General features: G+C 72.6%; 11 protein-coding genes. 4 read left to right on the top strand and 7 right to left on the bottom strand.

Annotation, left to right across the window (positions count from 1 at the left end):
* The 3 genes from FVS66_RS25005 to FVS66_RS25015 all read right to left on the bottom strand — a co-directional run.
* Positions 1-491, bottom strand: a 491-nt coding sequence (locus FVS66_RS25005) for an acyl-CoA dehydrogenase family protein (RefSeq protein ID WP_149183471.1), incomplete at its 3' end; no start/stop codon positions are given.
* A gap of 7 nt (positions 492-498) precedes the next feature.
* Positions 499-1,632: an acyl-CoA dehydrogenase family protein gene (locus tag FVS66_RS25010; RefSeq protein ID WP_149183472.1), complete on the bottom strand. Its 1,134-nt coding sequence runs from the start codon at positions 1,630-1,632 to the stop codon at positions 499-501.
* Complete coding sequence (locus FVS66_RS25015; protein ID WP_149183473.1) at positions 1,632-2,822, bottom strand: amidohydrolase family protein; 1,191 nt, start codon at positions 2,820-2,822, stop codon at positions 1,632-1,634. Before FVS66_RS25015 ends, FVS66_RS25010 begins: the two co-directional genes overlap by 1 nt.
* 164 nt (positions 2,823-2,986) lie before the next feature.
* Between FVS66_RS25015 and FVS66_RS25020 the strand changes: the two genes are divergently transcribed.
* Positions 2,987-4,510 (top strand): AMP-binding protein, encoded by a 1,524-nt coding sequence (locus tag FVS66_RS25020; RefSeq protein ID WP_149183474.1) that lies wholly within the window; start codon positions 2,987-2,989, stop codon positions 4,508-4,510.
* Here FVS66_RS25020 and FVS66_RS25025 read toward each other — a convergent pair.
* On the bottom strand, positions 4,492-5,004 hold the full coding sequence (locus tag FVS66_RS25025) for an EF-hand domain-containing protein (protein WP_149183475.1): 513 nt from the start codon (positions 5,002-5,004) through the stop codon (positions 4,492-4,494). The two genes, FVS66_RS25020 and FVS66_RS25025, sit on opposite strands and share 19 nt — an antisense overlap.
* Positions 5,005-5,097: 93 nt before the next feature.
* Positions 5,098-5,490 carry an STAS domain-containing protein gene (locus FVS66_RS25030; protein ID WP_149183528.1) on the bottom strand — a complete coding sequence of 131 codons (393 nt, stop codon included), beginning with the start codon at positions 5,488-5,490 and terminating at the stop codon, positions 5,098-5,100.
* A gap of 186 nt (positions 5,491-5,676) precedes the next feature.
* Between FVS66_RS25030 and FVS66_RS25035 the strand changes: the two genes are divergently transcribed.
* Together FVS66_RS25035 and FVS66_RS25040 are read left to right on the top strand one after the other, a co-directional pair.
* The gene (locus FVS66_RS25035) at positions 5,677-6,264 is read left to right on the top strand and encodes a sigma-70 family RNA polymerase sigma factor (RefSeq protein WP_149183476.1); all 588 of its coding nucleotides are present in this window, start codon (positions 5,677-5,679) and stop codon (positions 6,262-6,264) included.
* Positions 6,261-7,535 carry an anti-sigma factor family protein gene (locus tag FVS66_RS25040; RefSeq protein WP_399226243.1) on the top strand — a complete coding sequence of 425 codons (1,275 nt, stop codon included), beginning with the start codon at positions 6,261-6,263 and terminating at the stop codon, positions 7,533-7,535. Before FVS66_RS25035 ends, FVS66_RS25040 begins: the two co-directional genes overlap by 4 nt.
* Before the next feature lie 84 nt (positions 7,536-7,619).
* Here the strand turns inward: FVS66_RS25040 and purU are convergent, their stop codons facing one another.
* Positions 7,620-8,471, bottom strand: a complete 852-nt coding sequence (gene purU / locus FVS66_RS25045) for a formyltetrahydrofolate deformylase (RefSeq protein ID WP_149183477.1) — start codon at positions 8,469-8,471, stop codon at positions 7,620-7,622.
* Positions 8,472-8,535: 64 nt separating this feature from the next.
* Positions 8,536-9,018, bottom strand: coding sequence for an SCO4402 family protein (locus FVS66_RS25050; protein WP_149183478.1), 483 nt, complete (start codon positions 9,016-9,018; stop codon positions 8,536-8,538).
* A gap of 201 nt (positions 9,019-9,219) precedes the next feature.
* On the opposite strand from FVS66_RS25050, the gene FVS66_RS25055 reads away from it, so the two are divergent.
* Positions 9,220-10,485 carry an ABC transporter substrate-binding protein gene (locus tag FVS66_RS25055; RefSeq protein ID WP_149183479.1) on the top strand — a complete coding sequence of 422 codons (1,266 nt, stop codon included), beginning with the start codon at positions 9,220-9,222 and terminating at the stop codon, positions 10,483-10,485.
* The last annotated feature ends 106 nt before the right edge of the window (positions 10,486-10,591 follow it).

Consider the following 10,591-nt stretch of genomic DNA (forward strand, 5'->3'; position numbering starts at 1 on the left):
GCGCCCCCCGCCGCCGCACCGCCGGGCCCCGCGCCGCCCGCCACCCGGTGCAGTGGCGTCAGCGGGTCCACCGACCGCACCGGCACCGCCCCCGCCACATCGCCCCGCACCACGTCCGCCGCGTCCAGCCACTCCACCGACGCCCCGTCCACCGCCGTCACCACCACCGCGCCCTCCGCCGCCCCCGGCACCTCACCCGCCGCCAGATGTGTCGCCACCAGCGGACCCGGGAGCAGCGCACGCCCCGCCTCCTCGAAGGCCAGCACCGCCTCCGGCAGCCCGAGCCCGACACCGCCCTCCGCCTCCGGCACCCGCAGCGCGAAGAACCCGGCGTCGCCCAGCGCCCGCCACAGCCCACGGTCCAGCACGGGCGGGCCGGCCCCCGGCCCGTCCACCGCCGCCCGCAGCCGCTCCCGCCCGAAGCACCGCTCCAGGAGCCCCCGCACCCCCGCCCGCAGCGCCCGCTGCTCGTCCGTCAACCGGAACCGCACCGCCCGCTCACCGGCCCTTCGGCAGGCCGAGGACCCGCTCGGCCACGATGTTCCGCTGGATCTGCGACGTGCCCGCCGCGATGGTGTACGCGAGCGAGGACAGCCGGTCCGCGACCCACACCCGGTCCGCGTCCAGGCTGTCCGGGCCCAGGACCGCCGCCGCCGCGTCGTACAGCTCCTGCCGGGCGTGCGAGTACCGCAGCTTGAACACCGAACCGCCCACCCCGGGCGCCCCGTCCGTCGCCTGCGCCTCGCTGACATTCCACTGCACCAGCCGCCACAGAGCCCCGAACTCCGCGCCCAGCCGCCCGAGTCGGCGCCGCAGCACCGCGTCGTCCCACCGCCCGTTCTTCCGCGCCGCCCGCGCCAGCTCTCCCAGCACCCGACGGCAGGCCACCACCTCGCCCGCGAAGGCGGTGCCCCGCTCGTACGCCAATGTGACCTGGGTGACTCGCCAGCCGTCGTTCTCGCCGCCCACCCGGTACTCCACCGGCACCCGCACCCCGTCCAGGAACACCTCGGCGAACTCGGCGGTCCCGGCCGGCGTGCGCAGCGGCCGTACGGTCACCCCGGGCGTGTCCATCGGCATGGCCAGCCAGGTGATGCCCCGGTGTCTGGGCGCGTCCGGGTCGGTCCGTACGAGCAGTTCGCACCAGTCGGCCACCTCCGCGTGCGAGGTCCAGATCTTGTGCCCGGTCACCGTGTACGCGTCGCCGTCGCGCACCGCCCTGGTCCGCAGTGAAGCCAGGTCGGAACCGGCGCCCGGCTCGCTGAAGCCCTGGCACCACACCGCGTCGCCGCGCAGGATCGGCTCCAGCCAGCGGGCCCGCTGGGCGGGTATGCCCTCGGCGGCGACGGTGGGCCCGGCGTGCAGCAGCCCGACGAAGTTGGCGCCCACGTACGGCGCGCCGGCGCGCTCGGTCTCCTCCAGGAAGATCAGCCGCTGTGCGGGCGGGGCGTCCCAGTGCACGGTCCCGTACCCGGCGTCGTACAGCAGCCGCTGCCAGCCCGTGTCGTACACGCGCCGGGCGGGCCAGTCCGCGGGGTCGGGCCTCGGCGGCAGGCCGGGCAGCACGGCGGCGAGCCACCCGCGCAGCCCGTGCCGGAAGTCCTCCTCCTCGGCGGTGTACGACAGGTCCATCAGTCCAGGTCCAGCCCGAGCATGCGGATGGCGTTGCCGCGCATCAGCTTGTACGTCGTCTCGTCGTCGAGCCCCTGGACATGGTCGAGGGCGACCTGCTTGGTGTGCGGGAACGTCGAGTCGACGTGCGGGTAGTCGGTCTCGAAGGTGGCGTTGTCGCGGCCGACGGTGTCGATGGCTTCGATGCCGTGCCTGTCGCGGAAGAAGCAGCAGTAGATCTGCCGGTAGTAGTACGTCGACGGGGGCTCCGGGATCAGGTCGCGCACCCCGCCCCAGGCGCGGTGCTCGCGCCACACGTCGTCGGCCCGCTCCAGCGCGTACGGGATCCACCCCATCTGGCCCTCGCTGTAGGCCAGCTTCAGCCGGGGGAAGCGCACCAGCACCCCGGAGAACAGGAAGTCGGTCATCGACGCCATGGCGTTGTTGAACGACAGCGACGCCTGCACCGCCGGCGGCGCGTCCGGGGACGCGGCCGGCATCTGCGACGAGGACCCGATGTGCATGTTGACCACCGTCCCGGTCTCCTCGCACACCGCGAAGAACGGGTCCCAGTACCCCGAGTGGATCGACGGCAGCCCGAGGTAGGTCGGTATCTCGGAGAACGTCACCGCTCGCACACCCCGCGCCGCGTTGCGCCGGACCTCCGCCACCGCCAGCTCGATGTCCCACAGCGGGATCAGACAGAGCGGGATCAGCCGGCCTCCGCTGTCCCCGCACCACTCCTCCACCATCCAGTCGTTGTAGGCCCGCACACACGCCAGCCCCACCTCCTTGTCCCGCGCCTCCGCGAACGTCTGCCCGCAGAAACGGGGGAAGGTCGGAAAGCACAGCGACGCCTCGACATGGTTCAGATCCATGTCCGCGAGCCGCGCCTTCGGGTCCCAGCACCCCGGCCGCATCTCCTCCCGCGTGATCCCCTCCAGCGTCATCTCGTCCCGCGAGAAGCCGACGGCGGCGATGTTCCGCTTGTACGGGGAGCGGAGGTCCTCGTAGATCCACCAGTCGGCGGGCGGGCCGTCCGGGTCCATCGTGATCCGGTACCTGCCGCCGACGTACTCCAGCTCGCCGATGCCGGCGGTGAGGGGCTTGGGGCCCCGGTCGCGGTACTTCGCGGGCAGCCAGGTCTCGAAGAGGTGCGCGGGCTCGATCACATGGTCGTCGACGCTGATGATGCGCGGCAGTTCCGTCATGGCCGGGCCCACCTCTCGTAGGCAGCTAGCGATCGGATTTGAGCTGACGATTCGTCAGATTCACTGTCCTGTCAGGCTAGCCCCGCACCCCTGGACCGACAAGGCGTAGCCGCCTACGCTCGCCCTCACATCTGACACACCGTCAGTATCGGCCGGAGGCGGGCATGACGACGACCACCACCACGGACACCGCGCACGCCCTGAGCACCTCCCGCACCCTGTGGGAGCTCGTGGACCGCCGCGCCCGGCTCACCCCCGCCGGCCGCGCCCTCCTCCAGGACGACCGCGTCATCACCTTCGGCGCCCTCCGGGACCGGGCCGAGCGGGTGGCGGCCGGGCTGTGGCACATGGGCGTACGGCCCGGCACGGTCGTCGCCTGGCAGTTGCCCACGCGCGTCGAGACCGTGCTCCTCACCGTGGCGCTGGCCCGGCTCGGCGCCGTACAGACGCCGGTCATCCCGTTCTGCCGCGACCGCGAGACGGGCTTCGCGATCCGGGAGTCCAGGGCCGAGTTCTTCGCCGTCCCCGGCACCTGGCGCGGCTTCGACCACACCGCGATGGCGCACCGCGTCGGCGCGCGCGGCGTCTTCGAGGCGTACGAGCGGCTGCCGGACGGCGACCCGGCCGTACTGCCCGCGCCGCCCGCCTCCGGCACCGCACCACGCTGGATCTACTGGACGTCCGGCACCACCGCCGACCCGCGAGGCGTCCTGCACACCGACCGGTCCCTCCTCGCGGGCGGCTCCTGCCTCGCCCACGCGCTGCGCCCGGCACCGGACGACGTGGGCTCGATCGCCTTCCCGTTCGCGCACATCGGCGGCCCCGACTACCTGGTGATGCTGCTGCTGTACGGCTTCCCCGCCCTGCTCGTCGAGAAGTTCGCGCTGCCCGACGCGCTGCCCGCGTACCGCGCGCACGGCGTGACCATCGCGGGCGGCTCCACCGCCTTCTACTCCCTCTTCCTCGCCGAACAGCGCAGACTCCCGCCCGGGGAAAGGCTCCTCCCGGCACTGCGGCTCCTCGCGGGCGGCGGCGCCCCCAAGCCCCCGGACCTGTACCACGCCGTGGTCGGCGAACTCGGCTGCCAACTGACCCACGGCTACGGCATGACCGAGGTCCCGATGATCACCATGGGGTCGCCGGACGACACCGCCGAACACCTCGCCACCACCGAGGGCCGTCCCCCGGCCGGCCTGGACATCCGTGTCGTGGACGGCGAGATCCGGCTGCGCGGCGAGGCCGTCTGCCGGGGCTACCTGGACCCGGCGCGGACCGCCGAGGCGTTCGACGCCGACGGGTACCTCCGCACGGGCGACCTCGGGCACCTGACCGCCACGGGACACCTGGTGCTCACCGGCCGTGCCAAGGACGTCATCATCCGCAAGGGTGAGAACATTTCGGCCAAGGAGATCGAGGATCTGCTGCACCGCGTCCCGGGCGTGCGCGACGCCGCCGTGATCGGCCTGCCGGACCCGGAGCGGGGCGAGCGGGTGTGCGCCGTCGTGGAGCAGGACGACGGGGTCCCACCGCTCACCCTCGCCGCCGTCACCGCCCGGCTCCGCGCCGACGGCCTCGCCGTGCACAAGCTGCCCGAGCAGCTGGAGGTCGTCGACGCGCTGCCGCGCAACGACACGCTGCGCAAGGTTCTCAAGTACAGGCTGCGCGAGCGCTACGGCAGCATGAAGTAGCGGGCGAACGCCGCCACGGCCTCCTCCTCGTCGACCCGCCCGCTGCGGTCCGTGTCCAGCGACTCGGCCGCCAGCGCGGCGGTGTGCGGCTCCACGCCCAGCACCCGCAACGCCCGCTCCAGGCCCGCCGTCTCGGCCCGCCCGTCCCGGTCCACGTCCGCGACGGCCAGCACCGCGCGGACGAAGGGGCGGGCGATCTCCGCGAACCGCTCCGGGTTGTCCCGCAGCCGCTTCACCGCGCCGTGCGCGAACTCCTCGTGGCTGACCCGCTGGTCGCCGTCCACGTCGGCGATGCCCGCGAGCCCCTGCCAGAACGCCTCGGCGCCGAGCGACAGCGCCTGGCCCTGGTCGGAGCGGTACGGCAGGCCGAACTCGGCCAGCAGCCGCCGCGCCGCGGTGCTGAAGTCCTCGCGCGAGATATAGCCGCTGCCCTCCTGATCGAGGGCGGTGAACCGGGCGGCGATCCGGCGCTGGTACAACTCCACTTCGTCCATGCCGGGAGAGTACGACGTGAACGCCACGATCGGGGAGGCGCAGAACGGGCGCGCCTCAGCGCGCGTCGCGGCGACCCTGCCCCCGGTGCCGCTTCAGGCGGAGAGCGGCGGCGCGGCATCCTCGCCGTCGCCCGGGACACCGCCGGTCGCCGCGGCCACGTCCGGATGGACGTCGAACAGCCGGCGTACGCCCAGCGCCGCCAGGACCCGGTTGACATGCGAGCCCTCGACCGCACCCCGAGCGGGGAGGATCAGCCGGAGGTTGCCCCGGCAGGAGTGCAGCAGCCGGCGCGCCGCGATGAGCACGCCCACGCCGCTGGAGTCGCAGAACCGCACCCCGGACAGGTCGAGTACGACGTCGTGGCGGCCGTCCGCGACCGCGTCGTGCACCTGGCGGCGCACCACGGGCGACGACACCAGGTCGAGCTCGCCGGAGATGTGCAACACGGTCCAGGCGCCGTGCCGGGCTCGCTCCACCGTCAGCATCACGCGCCGTAACCTTTCGTCGCCGGTCCCATACGGAGGCCGTTCTTCCTGTCGCAGCTGCCCCACCGATCCCGGCTGAAACTCCCCGGGCGGAGAGTGACGGCATCCTTACCATCACACCACCTCTGACACCAGCATGTGCCCAAAGGGCGGTGCGTTGTCGTGGTCGCGCACTACATTCGAAGAATGGCGAAGGACACACCACCGCGCTGGGACCGCAAGATGCAGCAGCGGCTGGCGCGGGGCGAGGCGGCCGCGCTCAGCGAGCTGTACGACCGGTTCGCCTCGCTCGTCCACAACACGGCGCACCGCGTTCTGGAGGACCAGGACGCCGCCGACCAGGTCACCCGAGAGGTGTTCGGGTACGTCTGGGAGAACCCCGACGCCTACGACCCGCGCGAGGAGGGCTCCCTACGCGCGTGGATCGCCCGGCTGACCCGCCGCCAGGCCGTGCACCGGCTCCGCCAGGCCGAGACGCGCGCGCTCGCCGAGCACGGCGAGGGCTCGGCGGAGGAGCTGGAGCAGAAGGTGCGGCGGGCGGCGGTGGCGGCCCGCGCCGACTACATCGTCACGTCCATGCCGACGCCCCTGCGCGAGGCGCTGGACAGCGCGTACTTCAAGCGCCGGAACTACCGGCAGACCGCCGAGCACCTCGGCGTGACCGAGGACGAGGCCCGGCGCCGGCTCCGGCTCGGCCTGCAGCTGCTGTCCACGGCCCACACGCGCCCCATGGAGGGCTCACCGCCGCCCGGACAAGGAGGGTCGCCGCTGTGACCGGCCCGCTGGACGGCGGCGGTCGCGACGACGACCGGAACGGCGGGGACGAGGTGAGCCGAGCGCCGCGCATACCGGCACCGAGGAAGGCTGCCGACGACCTGGCGCACCGGCCTCGCCCGCAGGACCCCGCGGACGAGCCCGCGACGCCGGCCCGGATGCCCGAGCTGCCCCACCGTGTCCTGAAGTCCCTGCTGGGCGCGTGGGCCCTGACCGCCTGCTCGGCGGAGGAGACCGCGGCGGTCGAGGCGCACCTGACGGAGTGCGCGCCCTGCGCCGACGAGGCGCTGCGGCTGCGCGACGCGGTCGGGCTGCTCCACAGCGAGCGCGACCTGGACCTCGACCCGCTGCTGCGGACCCGGGTCCTGGAGACCTGCCTGGGGCGGCGCCCCGCCCGTATCCCCGTGCCCGCGTGGGCCGGACCGTACGACGCGGAGACCGCCCGGCTCGACGCGCTGCTCCAGGACATCGCCCACACGGAGTGGCAGGCGCCGGTGCGGCTGAAGTGGTTCGAGGGCGACCGGCAGGTGAGCCGCCGGACGACTGTCTCGGGCGTCATCAGTCATCTGCTGGCGGTGGACGGGCTCGTCGCGGCGGCACTGGGCCTCGACGACCCGCTGCGGCCGACGCGCCGGGACGGGCTGAACGACCCGGGCGAGCGGACGGAGGCGTACTGGAAGGAGTTCGACCACCCGGAGAAGCGGTGCGTCCGCGGGCCGTGGCGGGACCAGACGCACACGCTGATCCGCACGGTGTCGTTCGCGGGCAGTGGCGTGGCGGACCTGTCGGTCCCCTACGGCTCCTTCTCGCTGCCCCTGCGGGACGCGCTGCTGGACCGGGCGTTCGAGTGCTGGGTGCACGCCGAGGACATCGCGGCGGCCGTGGACTACCCGTACGAACCGCCCGCCGGGGCGCACCTGCACGGCATGATCGACCTGGCGGCGCGGCTCCTGCCGGCCGCGCTGGCCGACCGGCGGCGTGCGGGGCTCGCCGCTCCGGCCCGCACCCTCGTCGAGGCCGGCGCGCCCGGCCGGTCCCTGCATCTGGAGGTCGAGGGGGCCGGTGGCGGGCACTGGTACATCGCCCTCGACTCCCCGGCCGCCGTCGGCTCCCCCGACCAGGAGGTCGCCCAGGTCGCCCTGGACGGCGTCGAGTTCTGCCAGCTCGTCGCCGGCCACATCTCCCCGGAGGAGGCCGCCGTCGGCCAGGACGGCGACCGCGACGCCATCAAGGACGTCCTCTTCGCGGCAGCGTCCTTGAGCCGCATGTAGGGCCCACCGTTTCCTGGTGCGCGGCCCCTGGGCAGGGCTGTCGAGCACCGGGGCGGGGGCTCGGCGCAAGGGAAGAGGGTGCCGTCAGGCGAAGACGACCGTGCGGTTGCCGTTCAGGAGGACGCGGCGTTCCGCGTGCCACTTGACCGCACGGGCGAGGGCCTGGCACTCGACGTCGCGGCCGACGGCGACCAGCGCCTCGGGGGTGACCTCGTGGCCCACCCGCTCGACCTCCTGCTCGATGATCGGGCCCTCGTCGAGGTCCGCCGTCACATAGTGCGCCGTCGCCCCGATCAGCTTCACGCCGCGCGCATGCGCCTGGTGGTACGGCTTCGCGCCCTTGAAGCTCGGCAGGAACGAGTGGTGGATGTTGATGATCCGCCCGCTCAGCTGCTTGCACAGGTCGTCCGAGAGGACCTGCATGTACCGGGCCAGGACCACCAGTTCCACGTTCTCGCCGCGGACCAGCTCCAGCAGCCGCGCCTCCGCCTCCGCCTTGGTGTCCTTGGTCACCGGGATGTGGTGGAACGGGATGTCGTACGACGCGACGAGCTCCGCGAAGTCCGTGTGGTTGGACACGACCGCGACGATGTCGACGGGCAGCGCGCCGATCCGCGTACGGAACAGCAGATCGTTCAGGCAGTGCCCGAACTTGGACACCATCAGCACCACCCGCATGCGGTCCTCCGCGCGGTGCAGCTGCCACTCCATCTCGAAGGAGTCCCCGACCGCGGCGAAGCTGGCCCGCAGCTTCTCCACCGTCACCGGCGCCTCGGCCGAGAAGTGGACCCGCATGAAGAAGAGGCCCGACCCGTGGTCCCCGAACTGCTGGCTGTCCTCGATGTTGCATCCCGTGATGAACAGATAGCTGGACACGGCGTGCACGATGCCCTGCTTGTCGGGGCAGGAGAGAGTGAGGACATACTGGTCGGTCATCCTCGCAGGATGCCACAGAACGCCGACGCCCTTCGCGCCGCGTCCGTCAGGCGGACCCCGCGTCTCAGGCCGCGCCGGTCATGTACCGCAGCGCGTCAAGTGGCTGCGGCGGCACGTCGGGGTGCTCGCCGTCGTTGCCGGCGAGCCGGACGTGGGCCTCGCGGGCGGCGCGTACGGCCTCGGGCCAGCCGTGGTGGTTCAGATACGCCGAGACGGGGGCGTCCGGCCCGACCTGGTGCATGATCCGCAGGACCCGCAGCACCGCCACATCCACCAGCGCGGCCTCGCCCGAGTCGCGGAATATCGTCCCGACGTACTTCTCGGCGGACCAGTTGTCCAGCCAGGTGTCCTCGACCAGCCGGTACACGGCGTCGGTGACGTCGCCGTACCCGTCGACGCCCGCCAGCCAGCACTCCTCGTGGAAGCGGGCGTCGGAGAGCATGTGCAGCGCCGAGCGCACGTTGGCGCGCCAGCGCCACCACGGCATGTCGTTGAGGGGCATGCCGCCCATGGTGGAGGAGCGACGGGCGCGACGGGAAGAGTTCATCTGCGTTCACCTTGTGGGCTCGGTCCTTGCGGACACGGCCCGGACGAGCTATTGGAGCGCACGTGTCGCGCGCGGCGGAGACGTGCCGATCGTAGTCCCCCACCGTACGCGGCCCGCCGCTCCCGTAATTCACCTTGACGTCACCGACCGTTGAACCACGCTCACTCCCACGTTACCCATGAGGCGGAAGCGTGCGTGTCCATGACCGGTAACGGTAGGCGACGCATTCCCATCCCTCTCAAGTTCAGGGCCGCGGCGGCTCTTGTCGCGGCGTCCCTCCTCACCGGCTGTGGTGCTCTCCCTGGAGCCACGGGGGGCTCCAGGGAGCCCGTCACCGTGATGACCTGGGCTCCCGAGGACACCAAAGCCACCAATATGCCCGGAATGCCGGCGATGGCGGAGGCATACGCCCGCTGGGCCAACAGCCGCGGCGGCCTCAACGGGCACGAACTGCGCGTCATCACGTGCAACGAAGGCAACACCGCGACGGGCGCCGCCGCCTGCGCCCGCAAGGCCGTCAAGGAGCAGGTGGCCGCCGTCGTCGGCTCGTACAGCCAGCACGGCCGCACCTTCATGGCCATCCTGGAAGCGGCGCGCATCCCTTACATCGGCGGATACGGGCTCTCCGACGAGGAATTCACCAGCTATCTGTCCTATCCGGTCAACGGCGGGCAAGTCGCCCTGCTGGCCGGGAACGGCATCCAGCTCGCCGCCTCCTGCGAGCGGGTCTCCCTCGTCCGGCCCGACACGATCGCCGGCGACTATCTGCACGCCCTGCTCAACTCCGGCCTCACCCGGAGCAAGCAGCGCGAGGCGTACGACATCCCGGCCGCCGAGGACGCCGGCGAGTACGCGGCCGTCGCCAGCCGCTCCCGCAAGCGGGCCGGCAAGGAGCGCGGCTGCGTCACCGCCGCCCTCGGCGAACGCACCGCGCACTTCTTCGACTCGTTCCGGCGGCTGCCCTCCGACGGCCGCGACGTCCGGGTCTCGTCCGTGCTCGGCAGCGTCGACCAGATGCTCGTCGACCGTACGGGCGGCGCCTCCGGGCCCTTCGAGGGCGCCTACATCACCGGCTGGTACCCGGACGCGGGCGACCCGCGCTGGCAGCCGATGCGGCAGGTGATCAAGGAACACGCCTTCGGCGACAACCGGATCGACCCGGCCGACGCCGGCGTCCAGACCACCTGGATCGCGTACACGGTCCTCAATCAGGTCGTGGCGGCACTCGGCGACCACGAGGTGACCCCCGGCAGGATCGCGCTCACCCTGGACCGCGGCCTGACGGTGGACACCGGGGGCCTCACACCCGAGCTGCGCTGGCGCTACGAGGACATGCTCGGCACCCCCGGCTTCCCCAGGATCGTCAACCGCGAGGTGACGTTCCAGGTCGTGCGGAAGGGCCGCCTGGTCGCGCAGAAGTCAGGCTTCGTCGACGTCGGCCCGACACTGCTGGACGCCCGCTCCTAGGTCGTGTCCGGCGGATCATGCCTGGGCCGCGGGGTCTGGCACGCGCATCTGCGGCGTTGTCGTCGGTTGCCGACTCCCCCAAGCTCTCGACTCCGCTCGAGCAGGG

This window comes from Streptomyces sp. TRM49041, from assembly GCF_008271805.1.
Taxonomy (GTDB): Bacteria; Actinomycetota; Actinomycetes; order Streptomycetales; family Streptomycetaceae; genus Streptomyces.

What these genes read in the sequence shown, in the direction of transcription:
- FVS66_RS25015 (WP_149183473.1), bottom strand. Translation starts at nt 2,822, where the DNA reads ATGACGGAACTGCCGCGCATCATCAGCGTCGACGACCATGTGATCGAG.
- FVS66_RS25035 (WP_149183476.1), top strand. Translation starts at nt 5,677, where the DNA reads ATGGCGAAGGACACACCACCGCGCTGGGACCGCAAGATGCAGCAGCGG.
- FVS66_RS25025 (WP_149183475.1), bottom strand. Translation starts at nt 5,004, where the DNA reads ATGGACGAAGTGGAGTTGTACCAGCGCCGGATCGCCGCCCGGTTCACC.
- FVS66_RS25030 (WP_149183528.1), bottom strand. Translation starts at nt 5,490, where the DNA reads ATGCTGACGGTGGAGCGAGCCCGGCACGGCGCCTGGACCGTGTTGCAC.
- FVS66_RS25050 (WP_149183478.1), bottom strand. Translation starts at nt 9,018, where the DNA reads ATGAACTCTTCCCGTCGCGCCCGTCGCTCCTCCACCATGGGCGGCATG.
- FVS66_RS25010 (WP_149183472.1), bottom strand. Translation starts at nt 1,632, where the DNA reads ATGGACCTGTCGTACACCGCCGAGGAGGAGGACTTCCGGCACGGGCTG.
- FVS66_RS25055 (WP_149183479.1), top strand. Translation starts at nt 9,220, where the DNA reads ATGACCGGTAACGGTAGGCGACGCATTCCCATCCCTCTCAAGTTCAGG.
- purU (WP_149183477.1), bottom strand. Translation starts at nt 8,471, where the DNA reads ATGACCGACCAGTATGTCCTCACTCTCTCCTGCCCCGACAAGCAGGGC.
- FVS66_RS25020 (WP_149183474.1), top strand. Translation starts at nt 2,987, where the DNA reads ATGACGACGACCACCACCACGGACACCGCGCACGCCCTGAGCACCTCC.